13 protein-coding genes are annotated in these 14,359 nt (G+C 35.1%); 8 read left to right on the top strand and 5 right to left on the bottom strand.

The features are described 5' to 3' along the window. The first annotated feature begins 31 nt into the window (after positions 1 to 31). The 6 genes from PMI13_RS10505 to PMI13_RS10480 all read left to right on the top strand — a co-directional run bounded on the left by PMI13_RS10505 (position 32) and on the right by PMI13_RS10480 (position 7,957). Positions 32 to 2,968, top strand: a complete 2,937-nt coding sequence (locus tag PMI13_RS10505) for a sensor histidine kinase (RefSeq protein WP_007843447.1) — start codon at positions 32 to 34, stop codon at positions 2,966 to 2,968. Continuing rightward, positions 2,937 to 3,668, top strand: coding sequence for a LytR/AlgR family response regulator transcription factor (locus PMI13_RS10500; RefSeq protein ID WP_007843445.1), 732 nt, complete (start codon positions 2,937 to 2,939; stop codon positions 3,666 to 3,668). Before PMI13_RS10505 ends, PMI13_RS10500 begins: the two co-directional genes overlap by 32 nt. 341 nt (positions 3,669 to 4,009) lie before the next feature. Next, positions 4,010 to 4,711, top strand: coding sequence for a hypothetical protein (locus PMI13_RS10495; RefSeq protein WP_007843442.1), 702 nt, complete (start codon positions 4,010 to 4,012; stop codon positions 4,709 to 4,711). A gap of 2 nt (positions 4,712 to 4,713) precedes the next feature. Beyond that, positions 4,714 to 5,355: a YiiX/YebB-like N1pC/P60 family cysteine hydrolase gene (locus PMI13_RS10490; protein ID WP_007843435.1), complete on the top strand. Its 642-nt coding sequence runs from the start codon at positions 4,714 to 4,716 to the stop codon at positions 5,353 to 5,355. A 124-nt stretch (positions 5,356 to 5,479) separates the two neighbouring features. After that, complete coding sequence (locus tag PMI13_RS10485; protein ID WP_007843430.1) at positions 5,480 to 6,691, top strand: T9SS type A sorting domain-containing protein; 1,212 nt, start codon at positions 5,480 to 5,482, stop codon at positions 6,689 to 6,691. Between the two features lie 117 nt (positions 6,692 to 6,808). After that, positions 6,809 to 7,957, top strand: coding sequence for a methionine aminotransferase (locus tag PMI13_RS10480; RefSeq protein WP_007843428.1), 1,149 nt, complete (start codon positions 6,809 to 6,811; stop codon positions 7,955 to 7,957). 42 nt (positions 7,958 to 7,999) lie between these two features. Here the strand turns inward: PMI13_RS10480 and PMI13_RS10475 are convergent, their stop codons facing one another. Continuing rightward, entirely contained in the window at positions 8,000 to 8,764 is a 765-nt protein-coding gene (locus PMI13_RS10475) for an SDR family NAD(P)-dependent oxidoreductase (protein WP_007843426.1), read from the bottom strand. A gap of 86 nt (positions 8,765 to 8,850) precedes the next feature. Continuing rightward, entirely contained in the window at positions 8,851 to 9,789 is a 939-nt protein-coding gene (locus tag PMI13_RS10470; RefSeq protein ID WP_007843424.1) for a helix-turn-helix domain-containing protein, read from the bottom strand. Positions 9,790 to 9,935: 146 nt separating this feature from the next. Here PMI13_RS10470 and PMI13_RS21335 point away from each other — a divergent pair, with 146 nt between their 5' ends. Next, positions 9,936 to 10,082, top strand: a complete 147-nt coding sequence (locus PMI13_RS21335) for a hypothetical protein (protein WP_007843423.1) — start codon at positions 9,936 to 9,938, stop codon at positions 10,080 to 10,082. Positions 10,083 to 10,140: 58 nt separating this feature from the next. After that, entirely contained in the window at positions 10,141 to 10,305 is a 165-nt protein-coding gene (locus PMI13_RS21330) for a hypothetical protein (protein ID WP_007843421.1), read from the top strand. Between the two features lie 236 nt (positions 10,306 to 10,541). Here the strand turns inward: PMI13_RS21330 and ychF are convergent, their stop codons facing one another. From ychF to PMI13_RS10450, 3 genes are all read right to left on the bottom strand, one after another. Further along, positions 10,542 to 11,633, bottom strand: a complete 1,092-nt coding sequence (ychF, locus tag PMI13_RS10460; RefSeq protein ID WP_007843420.1) for a redox-regulated ATPase YchF — start codon at positions 11,631 to 11,633, stop codon at positions 10,542 to 10,544. Positions 11,634 to 11,810: 177 nt separating this feature from the next. Then, positions 11,811 to 12,362 (bottom strand): ferritin, encoded by a 552-nt coding sequence (locus tag PMI13_RS10455; protein ID WP_007843419.1) that lies wholly within the window; start codon positions 12,360 to 12,362, stop codon positions 11,811 to 11,813. 352 nt (positions 12,363 to 12,714) lie between these two features. After that, entirely contained in the window at positions 12,715 to 14,322 is a 1,608-nt protein-coding gene (locus tag PMI13_RS10450) for a glycoside hydrolase family 10 protein (RefSeq protein ID WP_007843418.1), read from the bottom strand. Between the last annotated feature and the right edge of the window lie 37 nt (positions 14,323 to 14,359).

The raw sequence follows: 14,359 nt of genomic DNA, 5'->3' as shown, positions 1-14,359 counted from the left end.
ATTCTATATTTACAGCATTATTCAAATTCATGTGAAAAAATTATTTAATTTTTTTTCATTTTCTATCACTCTGTTTTTTTCATCATTTTTTTTTGCACAGATCCCCGGACTGGTCAATTATAGTGAAGAAGACGGCTTAAACAGCTCTTATACTTACATGCTCAACCAGGATAGCAAAGGTTTTATCTGGATTGGCAGTGATAACGGACTGTTCAGATTTGACGGGAAGGAATTTAAACAGTATAATAAAAAAAACGGACTGAAGAATATTGATATTTTATCGTGCAACCCGCTGCCAAACGGCGAAATTTTCATAATGCCCTATTTAAGTGATTTCGTCTATTTAAAAGAGGGTAAAATTATTAATTCGGATCACAATAAAGAGCTTAAAAAACTTAAGTTTAATCATAATTCTGCAGCCTATACCAGTGGAGATTCACTTTTCATTTACAATACCCGTGACCCAAAAGAAATATATGTTTACAGAAATGGGAAAGTAAAATCAATCCCTTTATATCTCAACAAAAAAAAGGAGGCTTCTGAACCACGTTATGTATTTACTTTTGATGTTCACAATCATTTGCTTTACTTAACTGATACTGATGGTAAAATTCTGGCTTATAATATCTTTACAAAAAAAACTACAATTTGTAATATATCTTTACCTAAAAGCGCTATTTACAGAAAAAGTGACTTTTATATATCAAGACACAATAATGAGATTAATATTTATCGGATAGAGAATAAATATTATTTCAGAAAAATCCAGTCACTTTCCGTCAATGAAAAGATTAATTATCTTGTAATAGACAGAAATTACAGGATATGGCTTTGTTTAGATAAAGGTGGAGTTTTATATTTTAAGCAGTCCTTACTGGATAATCAAAAACTTTCTAATCCACTTAAACTTATGGAAGGTTTCGTGATGAACCATGTTATGATAGACCGGGATAATAATGTCTGGTTTTCAACAAGAAACAATGGTGTTTATTTTATTACCGATAAGTTTTTCAACAATTACATTCATTTACCTGTAAAAAACAATTCATCTTATATTACCGCTATTGCAAGAAACGGCAACAATATAATTCTAGGTTATAATGAGGCCAAAAGTGGTATTCTAAACTCCAATACCATAACAGATCTTACTTTTGAAAAAAACAGCAAAATTGAGACTAAAGCCCTGTTTTCGAAAGGAAACACCATTATATTCGGAATGACTTTCAGTGCAGTCCAATATAATACTTTAACCCATAAAACAATCAATTTAGGAAATCAGAGTTTAAAAAATGTATTGCCTTACACCGATGATTCGGTATTTATTTGCACTTCCGAAGCTCTTAAGTCTTATAATTTTGTGACCCATACTTTTTCTCAATTACTTAATGAAAGAAGTTATACAGCATTACCTTACGACAAAGACAGTATATTTTTCGGAAATTTTAAAGATTTATATAAGCTCAATACTAAAACAAAAAAGAAAAGTTTATTTCTTGAAGGATATTACTTAACCGATATTAAAAAATTAAAATCAAATGTTTATATCGGGGCTACCAATCTTAATGGCATTATATTTTTCAACAATAAAAAAATTATTAAAAGAATTACCGAAAAAGACGGTTTATCAACAGATCAGATAAAAAAGATAGAAGTTGAAAATGAAAGGGTATTCTGGGCAAGCACCAATTCAGGATTAAGCAGAATTGAAATTACAGGGTCCCGGCTTAAGATCAATAATTTTACCCAGACCGATGGCCTTCCCTCTAATGTTGTCGCCGGCTGTGTAATAAAAGAAGATACAATTTATGCAGCAACTTCAAAAGGTCTGGGCATTCTTCCTATTAGTAACCTTCTGGCTCAGCACAAGTTTATCAATAAGAAAGTAAGCATTAATTCGGTCACGGTTGGAAACAGGGAAATTTTTAACCTGAATCAAAAAATCACAGGAAAAGACCCTGACAATACGGTTACTTTTGATGTAAGTTTTCCTGATTTTACCTCTCAGGGGAAAATACAATTTAAATATAAAATAGAGGGATTGAGCGATGAATGGCAGACAGGCAGCTCATCCAGGATTGTATTCAACTCCATTCCTCCCGGACAATATGTTTTTAAGGTTTTCGGATTGGGCTATAATGGAAAACAGTCTTACACCTACTCTTCAGTAGCTTTTGAAATCAAACCCAGATTCTGGCAGACCTGGTGGTTTAAATTTCTATTAATTTCTTTAGCATGTACCCTGCTTTTTATCCTCATAACATTATATTTTCAGAAAAAAAGAAATAAGAAACTAGAAGCCCTTTATTATGAGAAAAAAATTGCAGAGCTGGAGCTGCAGGCTATTAAAGCACAAATTAATCCACATTTCATCTACAACTGTCTTAATTCCATACAGTTTCTGCTTTATAAAAAAGATTATGATGAAACTGAAAATTATCTGAACACATTTGCACAGATGATCAGAAAAACGCTGCATTATTCGGAAAAAACATTTATGCCGATCAAAGAAGAAGTGGAATATCTTTCTTTGTACCTCAATATGGAAAAACTGCGTTTAAAAGATCAGTTTGATTATAAAATAACTTTATCAAAAGACACTGATGAAGAATGGCTGATCCCATCTTTACTGATACAGCCGTTTGTAGAAAATGCTATTAAACATGGTATCTCAAGCTTAAAAGACAGAAAAGGAAATATTGAAATTTCGTTTGATTATAATGGGTCATCACTTTGTATAAGTATTGAAGATAATGGCGTCGGAATCGGCAACTCCGGTCAATCGATAACAAAAACCAACTCATTCGGAGTAAAATTGTCTCAAAAAAGAATTGAAACATTTAAGCAGCTTTTTGAGACTCATATTATTTTAGAGATCAACAACCTTTTTGAAAAACAACTAAAACCTGGAACACAAATTAAAATTTATATTACGCCCTATGAAAACCAAAATACAAGTCTGCATCATTGATGATGAACAAGATGGAAGAGATTATATTTCTCTTTTGCTTCAGAACGAATTTCCGGACATTCAGATTGCATTTCAAGCTTCAAGTGTAGAAGATACTTATATTTATCTTACCAAAAACTCACCAGATATTCTTTTTTTAGACGTACAACTGAAAGACGGTACAGCCTTCGATCTTTTATCAAAATTAAAGGAAATAGATTCGCAGATCATCTTTATTACAGCATTTGAGCATTTTGCAATCCAGGCAATAAAAAACGGTGCTACAGATTATCTTTTAAAACCTATTCAAAAAATTGATTTCATCATCGCCGTCAATAAAGCCCTGGAGAATATTAAAAAAAATAAAAATATTTCTGCCAGTTCTCCCAACCATAATAAAATAAGCCTTCCTACCCTTCAGGGATTCAAACTGACAAATATTGCAGATATTGTGCGCTGTGAAGCAGATTCCAGCTATACTACGTTTTACCTGGTCGATAAAACAAAGATAATTGTATCTAAAACATTACACGATTTTGAGGAATATCTTTCAGAGTTTAATTTTTTCAGAATACATCACAAACATCTCATCAACCTCAGCCATCTGAAAGAATACATCAAGGGAAAAGGCGGCCAGGTGATTATGACCGATGATTCTGTCCTTGATGTTTCAGTCCGTAAAAAAAATGATTTTTTATATAAAATCGAGCATATGGAGTGATAACACTTATCCGTAAAAATAGTACTCTTATTATTGATGAGTATTGGCTATTAAGATTGATTATATTCCAATCACATTCATGGATTTATTTATTATCACTTCATTCAGAATAGTACCAGAATTGTATCTGTTTTAAAGGATTCTAACCATTTTTTTAAGACTCAATATAAAATATGAGATCTTTTTGTTATTAAATAATTTGATGAAATTTTCTCACTAATCACAATTAAGAGAAGTTCATTTACACTTATTAGCAGAATCAGCACACTTACTAATTCACAATAACGAGAATTGAAATTTCAGGGTACATTTAGAATACCAATAAAAACTAAAATTAAACCATGAAAACAAAAACACTATTAGCTATCCTTGGATTAGTTACCACTCAGTCATTCTTTTACTCTTGTAATGATGATAACAGCCAGACAGAATCTCCTTCAGGAATACAAAAATCTAAAACAGAATCTCCGGGTTCTTTTGTATCCACACAAAATTATTTTGCAAACCCGGAACCTTTCAATGGTGCTCTGAATTTTATCACAACACATATTTCAGCACAAGGGACTTCTTATACTTTAACACAAAACGATCTGGATCTGTTTTATGCAAAAGCTCAAATCCCAGTTAATGAAAGACTTACGATAGATCAGGTGAATCAACTGATCAATCAGACAATTAATTCTGCTCAACTTCCTTTTGATCAGATTGTTCAACAACTGACTATTTCAGATGCTGCCAAGTCATTAATGATCTCAATAAATAGTAATTATATTTCTAACATAGAGAGCAATTTAGATTTCAAAAACCTTCCGGATAATGAAAAAGTAATTATCAATAACTTTAATGATCTGGAATTTAATATCGAACAGGGTACCATACTAGCAGGCACATTCCAATCAAAAGAAATGGGTCCCGGGGCACAAAATGGTGCAAAAATTGGTTTTGCATTTGGCTGCTTAATCAGTGTGTTTACACTTAATCCTGGACCTGTATGCGCAGGTGCGATAATTGGAGGAGCTATAGGATCTCTTTGGGATAAATAATCATGAAATTTAAATACCTTTTTGCTATTATAGGCTTATTACTTGTCATTATCTTTTTCTCCTTCCACAAAACTCCTTCTTTAAACAATCGTATTAAAAATCTGGAGCTTGATCAGGAAACGATTTACTTAATCCAGAGAGGAACTACAGGAAAGCTGGGAAATGTAGCAAAAGATTTCAATATTAAGAATTCATATGCTTCTCATCTGGGGATCGGCTTTCTGGAAAACAACAGTTTAAAAATCTACCATGTATACGTAGATAAAAGCAAAAATAACAGCAATCTCTATATTGAAAATATTGACGACTTTATCAAGCCTGAAGACCTGAATTACCTGTCGGTATGGAAGCTCAGAAATATTGATTCTAAAAGCTTCAGACATATCAGACAGACTCTTATTCAGTCTGAAAAGGAAAACATCAGTTTCGACTTTAAATTTGAAGAAAGCAATAATGCCTATTACTGCTCAGAATTTATTGTCAGGAAACTTGAGGAAAGCAATGTTAAAATCATGTCTGACCACAAAAAAAAGATCGTGGGAATGATCAGCCAGATCTTAAAAAAAGATACCCTTACCTACTTTCCTGTAGATGGTTTTGAAAGTTCCCGTAACACAACCAGAATATTTGAATGGGTAAAATAACCTTTCTCATTTTCATATTAAAATAAAACTAATAATTAAAAACAATAACGGTGAAAACCTATTAAACTGAGTATTAATTCCTAAAGTTTTTGTTGGCTTTTGATTTATAAAACCAATATGCATTATGATAAGAATATATTTTTTATCGATCTATTTGCTTTTAGGATGTTTTGTACTTCATGCACAAGCTCCGTGTTCTGATTTCAATGATCCTTCCAATCCGGCAGGGAACTGGGCTCCCGCAGCTCCGCCTAATGGAAATGTAAGTGTAGGATTCGGGTCTGCCAATCCTTTAGACGGCTCCCAGTTTCTTATACTAAAAGATCTGTCAGGAGGTTCCTGGTACGAGAATCACACAGATTACCAAAGTCTTGGAAAAAAATTCCTCGGACAATGCATTTATTTTGATTTCTACATTGAAAATGACAGCGGTTTAGGAACTCCATATCATCCGAACATTACCCTTTCCGACGGAACCAACAGCACAACTTTTGTCGCAAATATTACAGTAACACCGGGAAGTGGATGGGTACGCGTTAAAGCTCCTATCCAGCTATCAAGTGGAGGATCTCTTCCCAGTAATTCTGAAGGATCATGGACGATGGCTACCGTAAACACGGCCATTTTTGATAATATAATGATGAATTCTACCACATTGGGAATAAGCCCGGATATGACATCAACCCAGCAGGAGGTTGTATTTTTTGATAATATCTGTGTAAAACCTTGCGAAAACTGTAATGAATGTAATTCTGACTTTAAGCTTCAAATGACCACCAGTACTTCCGGTAATATCACTATCGGCCAGGTCTTCCTTGAAAGTACAAATTCTCCGAGCCTGTACAAAGTAGACTGGGGTGACGGTAACGTAACGGATATCTTAACTTCTCATGCATACACCAATTCAGGATCTTATAAAGTATGTGTGACACAGTATGAAGGTGATAAACCGAAATGTACCACCTGTCTTGTGATATGCATTCCAAAACCTGTAGAAACAGCACAAAAAGACAATAATCTGAAATCTCCGCTCAGAGACAATGCAGATGTTGCAAGAGCGGAACTCAGCAATGTGAACGAGACTAAAGAATATCTGCTTGTCCCAAATCCTGCTAAAAATTACGTGGATATACATACCAATCTATCAAAAAAAGAATCGGTAACCATAAAAGTAATCGATATGTCCGGAAAAACTTTCATTGAAAAATCAGAAACAGTAGAAAGCGGCCGCCAGAATATAAAACTGAATACAGAAAGATTAATCCAGGGAACTTATATTGTTGAAATTAAAACCAATGCAAAAACAAGCTCCCAGAAACTGCTTATTTCAAAATAAGCAGACCTAAAAATTAATAACCATAAGACTATCCATACCCGGGTAGTCTTTTTTACGGGATGATGACTTTTCTTTATAAAAAATAATTAAATTCGGTGAACGTAAAAAACAGCGTCAATGATACAACTTCCTTTTTCCAAACTTTCTGATGTGGGAACCACCATTTTTAGCCAGATGACACAATTGGCCAATGAGAATGAAGCAATCAATTTATCACAGGGATTTCCGGATTTCATGCCGGATACCGAATTATTAAACTATGTAGATCATTTTATTAAAAAAGGTTTTAACCAGTACGCTCCGATGGGCGGAATGATCGGTTTAAAGGAAGAAATAGCCCGCAAAATTGAAAACAGCCATTCAGCTGTTTATCACCCGGATTCTGAAATAACAGTGACCGCAGGAGGAACACAGGCTATTTTCACGGCGATTGCCACTTTCATTAAAAAAGATGATGAAGTGATTATTTTTGAGCCGGCTTACGATTGTTATGAGCCAACAGTGGAGCTTTTCGGTGGCGTAGTAAAACGTTTTGAAATGAAAGCTCCTGATTTTGGAATTGACTGGAATACAGTAAAAGGTTTAATCAACGAAAAAACGAAGATGATCATCCTTAATAATCCGAACAATCCTTCAGGAAGGATTTTAAAAGAAAATGATATTCAGGAATTGATCAGCATTGTAAAAAATACTTCAATACTTATTTTAAGTGATGAAGTCTATGAAAATATTGTTTTTGACGGAAAACAGCATTTAAGTATCTGCAAGTATCCGGAACTGAAAGAAAGAAGTCTTCTGGTAGCTTCTTTTGGAAAGCTCTTCCATATCACAGGCTGGAAAACAGGGTATTGTGCCGCTCCTAAAATTTTAACGGATGAATTCAGAAAAATACATCAGTTTAATGTTTTCAGTGTCAATACTCCCATCCAGCTTGCATTAGCCGAATACATGAAAAATGAAGACCATTACAATCATCTCAACCGGTTTTTCCAAGAGAAAAGGGATTTTCTGAGAAAAGGATTAGCCGATACTTCTTTTGAACTTCTGGATTGTGAAGGAACTTATTTCCAGGCTTTAAAATATGATAAGATTTCCGATAAGAATGATTTTGATTTTGCCAGTGAGCTGACCATTACCCACAAAGTGGCAAGTGTTCCTTTTTCATCTTTTTATAAAAATAAACGGAACGAAAATGTCATAAGATTATGCTTTGCTAAAAAACAGGAAACATTGGAACAAGCAATTGAGAATTTATCCAAAATATAATAAAACAGGTGGCTTCGAGAAACTCAGCCACCTGTCTTTTTTTTATAAAAACATTCCACCTGAAGCTTCAATTCTCTGACCGGTAATCCAACGTGAATCTTCGGTACAAAGGAAAGCCACTACTCCACCAATATCATCCGGAAGGCCGGCTCTTCCTAAGGCTGTGATTCCTGCCACCATATCATTCATTTCTTTGCTGTCCCGCACTCTTCCGCCACCGAAATCTGTTTCTATAGCTCCGGGAGCAACAACGTTGGCTCTGATTTTTCTTGAGCCCAGTTCTTTCGCCATATATTTAGTCAACATTTCAACACCCGCTTTTATTGATCCGTAAACGGAAGATCCAGGCAAAGCAAATCTTGCCAATCCTGAAGAAATATTCACAATGCCACCCCCATCATTAATAAACGGTAATAATTTTTGAGTCAGGAAAAATACCCCTTTAAAATGAATGTCTACAACATCATCCAGCTGCTCCTCGGTAACTTCCGGAATCGGAGCATATAAAGCCGTTCCGGCATTGTTGATAAGAAAATCGATGTTTCTGCTTCCTGTATTTTCTTCCAGGTGATCCCCAACCGTTTTTATAAAAGCCTCAAAGCTTCTGATATCTTTTGTATCCAATTGATAGGCAATAGCCTTTCTTCCCAGGGACTGTATTTCTTTTACAACAGCTTCTGCCTCTTCTTTATTAGACCTGTAAGTAATAATTACATCAAGCCCTTTCTGAGCGATTTTTATTGCTGAATTTCTTCCTAAACCTCGGCTTCCACCGGTTACTAATGCGATTTTTGTTTTTGTATTCATTTCTTTCATTATTTAATGGTACAAAGTTGAAGCATTTTAGTGAAAAGGTATTTGCTTGAATCAATCTGAAATTTGCAAAATTCAAATCATGAACGAAATTCTAAAGGTGTAAATGCTGTTTTCCTTTTAAAGAAATTTGAAAAATGGGCAATCTCTTCAAATCCTAATGTATATGATATTTCCGAAACGTTCCACTTGGTCTGCCTTAAAAGAATTTTAGCCTCCTGGATAAGTCGGTCAGCAATAAATTCGGTTGTCGTTTTTCCTGTACTTTCTTTAAGTTTTTTATTTAAATAATTAACGTGTACCGCCAACCTGTCTGCATAATCTTTTGCTGTTTTAAGCTGCAACCTCTGATCTGTTGATTCAATCGGGAACTGCCTTTCCAAAAGCTCAATAAATAAAGAGACCACTCTCAGGGAAGCATCATTAGAAGTAGAAATTTTTGTGGCCGGCTGTAGTTTCTGTCCATAATGAATAAGCTCCAACACATAATTTCTGATCAGATCATATTTAAAAATATAATCGGACACTATTTCTGATTTTATTTTGGTGAAAAGCTGTTCTATTTCATCTGCCATTTCATTATCTATCTCAAATAAAGGGAAACCGCCGGGCTGAAATATGGGGAGGTCTTCAAGAGAAAGATGGGACTGGTTTTTAATGAAAAAATCTTCGGTAAATACACAGAAACTCCCTGACTGATTAGGATCTTCCGGCATCCAGTGATAAGGGACTTTAGGAGTTGCAAAAAGCAAGGCATTCTTTTCTATGGCGATTACTTTATCTGCATATTCAGCCCTATTCTTCCCCCTGATCAGGCTTATTTTATAATATTTCCTCCTGTTATAGGGCATTTCAGAAGTTGTTTTTGCCTTTTCAATAGTCTGGGCAATATCAAATATATTGAAATGACCAATATCTTTATGAAGTCCTTTTGGGAATATGCTCTCCAAATCTTTTCCCAGCTTGGCAGTCATCTCTCTGTAGAAATCTTCCAGGGAAGTGTGAACGATTTTTTCCATGATGAATCATTTGTAAAATTCAAATATACAAAGTTGAGAAATGATATGTAAAATTTATCTTAAAAATTATTCTTCTATACGAAGTGATATATTATTAGATATTTTTTATAACTTCGTCATAAACCAACTCACTAAAAATCATCACTATGAAAAATCAAAACGGAAAAAAACTGGGCAAAAAGCAATTGAGAGCCATTACAGGTGGCCTACAAATGTGCATTGATCCTGATACCAATCAATGTATGGCCTATGGACGCCAGTGTGCAGAATTACAGTGCCGGTATATACCTTAATTGAATGATAAATACCACTTGCCAATTAAAAAAATTAACAAATCATAAAATTATTATCATGGAAAATCAAAAATTACCCAAAGGAAAAAAATTGAATAAAAAACAGTTGAGAACCGTTACCGGCGGTCTTGAAGACTGTATAAATCCTGCAACCGGAGGTTGCAGAAAAATATCAATAGGCTGTGCACAGCCGCAATGCAGGCCTGTAATAGATCCTTTATAAAAATATTTTCAAAAAGAAATACCGCTTTTATTAAGGGCGGTATTTTTATTCTAAACAACAGAAGAATTTCCTGTTTCTGTCAAGCAATTCTTCTCTTTATTACTTTTTATCGTGCATGAAGAAAAAAAAGAAAAAAGAAAATACAAATGTCTCATAGCAGGCTTTGACAAACGCATACAAAAAACGCTCCCAAATTCATGGAAACGTTTTTTATTTATACGAACTTTAATATTTTCTTATACGTTGAATCTAAAATGCATGATGTCTCCATCCTGAACAATATATTCTTTTCCTTCCACAGAAAGTTTTCCGGCCTCTTTTACTTTACCTTCAGAGCCATAGCTTACATAATCATTATATTTGATCACCTCAGCACGGATGAAACCTTTTTCAAAATCGGTGTGGATTACTCCGGCTGCCTGAGGAGCTGTCCATCCTTGTCCGATAGTCCATGCTCTTACTTCTTTTACTCCTGCAGTAAAGTAAGTCTGAAGCTTTAATAAATCGTAAGCTTTTCTGATCAGACGGTTTACTCCCGGTTCTGTAAGGCCCAGTTCTTCAAGGAAGATCTCTCTTTCCTCGAAAGTTTCAAGTTCATTGATATCGGCTTCGATCTGTGCAGCCAATACAACCACTTCTGCCCCTTCATTTTTAGCCATTTCTTCAATCTTTCCAATCCATTCATTTCCGTTTTTGATAGAGTTTTCATCTACATTACAAACGTAAAGTACCGGTTTATTTGTTAGCAACTGAACTTCTCCGATGATTGATTTTGTAAAATCATCGGTAGCAAATTCTCTCGCATTTTTTCCGTCTTCAAGAAATTTCTGTAAATTCTGAAGAATTTCATAAGTAAGAATATCTTCTTTCTTACCGGATTTGATGAATTTTTTAGCTTTTTCAACTGCTTTCCCTACAGTTTCAAGGTCTTTCAGCTGAAGTTCTATATCAATAATTTCTTTATCTCTCAACGGATCTACTGAACCTTCAACGTGAACGATATTTCCGTTATCAAAACATCTTAAAACGTGAATAATTGCCTCACACTCACGGATATTGGCTAAGAATTGGTTTCCTAATCCCTCTCCTTTGCTGGCTCCTTTTACGAGGCCTGCAATGTCAACAATCTCAACTACAGCCGGTAAAACTCTTTCAGGGTTTACTATTTTCTCCAGTTCAAATAATCTCTGATCCGGTACTGATACTGTTCCTAAATTAGGTTCAATAGTACAGAAAGGATAATTTGCTGATTGAGCTTTTGCGTTGCTTAAACAGTTAAAAAGAGTTGATTTACCTACATTTGGTAAGCCTACGATTCCACATTTCATATTGTAAAATTCAAAATTTTATGTTTACGATTCAAGGTTTCTTGCATATACTCAAACTTTAATGGTTTAAATGTGTACCTTGAATTATCAGTGTGCAAAGATAGTGATTTTAAAAAGAGTTTCATAATAAAAAAATCTGCCGGAAAAACCGACAGATTTAAAATTTTATTTTGTTATTTACGGATTGTCTCCTGTTGCGTCCTGTGCCAGAGAAACCTCATTCGGAGCTTCCTGTAACGTTTTATCCAGGGTAAATAAAGATTCATCGGTTGCCCTGTCTCCACCGGCAATTTTTAATTTATCAATTAAATTCTGAGCCAGTGTTTCTTCTTCTATCTGCTCCTGTACAAACCACTGCATGAAATTCCATGTAGCCCAGTCTTTTTCTTCCAATGCCAAATCTACAATTCTGTAAATGGCTGTCGTATTATCAACTTCGTGCTTAAAAACTCCGTCAAAGCATGCTGATAATGATTTCGGATCAGCCGGTGGTGCCGGAATAGCATCTACTTTCGGTTTACCTCCCCTATTGAGAACATATTCCATAAATTTTATCGAATGATTTCTTTCTTCCTGTGCGTGCCTGTAAAGGAAATTGGCAATTCCCTGGTAACCTTTATCATCAGCCCAGATTCCATAAGACAGAAAAACGTGTGATGCATGAATTTCCTTATTCATCTGATCACTAAGTGCTTTTTCCACAGTTGGGGAAAGTCTGTTAGTATTCATAATGTATATTTTTTGTGATTAGGTTTAATGATGCAAAAATGATTCCGATAAAGTTTTTAATTTTAATCAATTGCAGGACAACCGTTTACAATATACTATATTTCAATAATTTGAATTATCAATCTATAGTCATTCTAAAATAAAGCCCGGATCAGAAAACCGGGCTTATTGTTATTCAGGTTAATCGCAAAGACGCAATGTTTATTTAAATATATTTTAAGGCGCAGGAAAACCAAAGATTTTTGGTTGGGAAAAATTTAAGTCAGGAGATGCTTCACTTCTCATTGCTTTGTTCAGAAGGATAACTAATTTTGCAAATTAATGATTCAGCGGTTCAGCCTTTTCGCTTTATCTACTTTACCTTCTTTGCCATATAATCACTTTCATTGCCTAATCTGTCAATTGCTTTAACAGCAACTGCATTCAGGGTTTTTCCGTCTTTGTATTTTGGAATTTCCTTTGAAAGGTTATCTAAAGGTACAATTTCGATTTCCCAGACTCCGTTATATTGTGTGAAAATTACCCACTGAAAAACATCACCTATATTTTTAGTGCTCCAACTTGCCTGTACAAAACTTCCGTTATCTGTTGTAAATAATGTAGGGGTTTGTAATGGTATTACTTTAATCCATGGACTTCTCGGAACCAATGCTTTTTCATTGTAGGCTCCGTTTTTTAAAGTCGGTAACATGTTTGAATTTTTTGTCAGTCCGGCAATGCTCCAGTGAATTTCCCCGGCATCATTTTTCAGGATCTGTCTTGAAATTTCAATCTGGTTTTTAATTTCCGTCGGACGGTCCTGGACCTTTATTTCAACGGTATTTAATCCCGGCCATAAGTGACGGTTTAGGGTATTTTCAGATTTCCACCAGTTCAATAATGCTTCAAAACCCTGCCCTTTTGAATCAATCGGCCAGTATAGCTGCGGTGAAAAATAATCTACCCAACCTTTATTCAGCCATAATTTAGCATCGGCATACAGTTCGTCATATTGAGAAGAACCAACAATCCCTTCCGGATAACCCGGTTTCCAGATCCCAAACGGACTGATCCCGAACCTTACATTGTTTTTTTCTGCATGAATTTCTTTATAGATTCTTTCCACGAATTTATTCACGTTATCTCTTCTCCAATCTGCTCTCGACAATGTTCCGCCACCGCTTACATAAGCATTCCAGGTTGTCCTATCCGGAAAATCTGCGCCCCTGTTGTAAGTGGCATAAGGATAAAAATAATCATCAAAATGTATGGCATCTATATCATATCTTTTCACAATATCTTTTACGACATTGGAAACATGCCCCTGAGTTTTGGGATTGGCAGGATCAAACCAATACATTCCATTTTTCAGCCGTACCACAATATCCGGAAGTTTATTCACCATCGACAGGCTGTTGACAGCACCTCCATTGGCATGATGTGCCCGGTAAGGATTTAACCATACATGCAGTTCCAATCCCCGTTTATGGGATTCCTCGATCCAGAATTGTAACGGATCATAATTCGGATAAGGAGCTGTTCCGGTTTCGCCCGTCAAAAAATAAGACCAGGGTTCAATTGAGCTTGTATATAAAGCATCCGCGGAAGGACGGACCTGGAATATGACAGCATTGAAATTATTATCTTTCAGCATATCCAACATACTGATAGCTTCAGCTTTTTGCTCATCAACCGACAGGTTATTTCTTGAAGGCCAGTTGATATTGGCAACACTTGCAATCCATGCACCACGGAATTCCCTGTTGACAGCAGGAAGATCTACTTTAAAAACTTCTTCTTTTGGCGGAATTACCGGCTTATTGATCACAACGGAATCTTTAGGTTTTGAGATATTTTTATCCGGTTTTACTGTATTTCTATCCGGAACAGGCCTTACCATATTATTCTGAACGGAACATGAACTGCTGTATGAGGCAAAAATTCCTAATAAAAATACGAGCTTTAATTGAGTCACTTTCATAGTCTGCAAAACTACTTTAAATTATTTTTAAACTTAA

The organism is Chryseobacterium populi (assembly GCF_000282115.1).
Taxonomy (GTDB): domain Bacteria; phylum Bacteroidota; class Bacteroidia; order Flavobacteriales; family Weeksellaceae; genus Chryseobacterium; species Chryseobacterium populi.
This window is presented reverse-complemented; position numbering and strand designations above follow the sequence as displayed.

What these genes read in the sequence shown, in the direction of transcription:
- PMI13_RS10470 (WP_007843424.1), bottom strand. Translation starts at nt 9,789, where the DNA reads ATGGAAAAAATCGTTCACACTTCCCTGGAAGATTTCTACAGAGAGATG.
- PMI13_RS10455 (WP_007843419.1), bottom strand. Translation starts at nt 12,362, where the DNA reads ATGAATACTAACAGACTTTCCCCAACTGTGGAAAAAGCACTTAGTGAT.
- PMI13_RS10500 (WP_007843445.1), top strand. Translation starts at nt 2,937, where the DNA reads ATGAAAACCAAAATACAAGTCTGCATCATTGATGATGAACAAGATGGA.
- PMI13_RS21330 (WP_007843421.1), top strand. Translation starts at nt 10,141, where the DNA reads ATGGAAAATCAAAAATTACCCAAAGGAAAAAAATTGAATAAAAAACAG.
- PMI13_RS10450 (WP_007843418.1), bottom strand. Translation starts at nt 14,322, where the DNA reads ATGAAAGTGACTCAATTAAAGCTCGTATTTTTATTAGGAATTTTTGCC.
- PMI13_RS10485 (WP_007843430.1), top strand. Translation starts at nt 5,480, where the DNA reads ATGATAAGAATATATTTTTTATCGATCTATTTGCTTTTAGGATGTTTT.
- PMI13_RS10490 (WP_007843435.1), top strand. Translation starts at nt 4,714, where the DNA reads ATGAAATTTAAATACCTTTTTGCTATTATAGGCTTATTACTTGTCATT.
- PMI13_RS21335 (WP_007843423.1), top strand. Translation starts at nt 9,936, where the DNA reads ATGAAAAATCAAAACGGAAAAAAACTGGGCAAAAAGCAATTGAGAGCC.
- PMI13_RS10480 (WP_007843428.1), top strand. Translation starts at nt 6,809, where the DNA reads ATGATACAACTTCCTTTTTCCAAACTTTCTGATGTGGGAACCACCATT.
- PMI13_RS10495 (WP_007843442.1), top strand. Translation starts at nt 4,010, where the DNA reads ATGAAAACAAAAACACTATTAGCTATCCTTGGATTAGTTACCACTCAG.
- PMI13_RS10475 (WP_007843426.1), bottom strand. Translation starts at nt 8,764, where the DNA reads ATGAATACAAAAACAAAAATCGCATTAGTAACCGGTGGAAGCCGAGGT.
- ychF (WP_007843420.1), bottom strand. Translation starts at nt 11,633, where the DNA reads ATGAAATGTGGAATCGTAGGCTTACCAAATGTAGGTAAATCAACTCTT.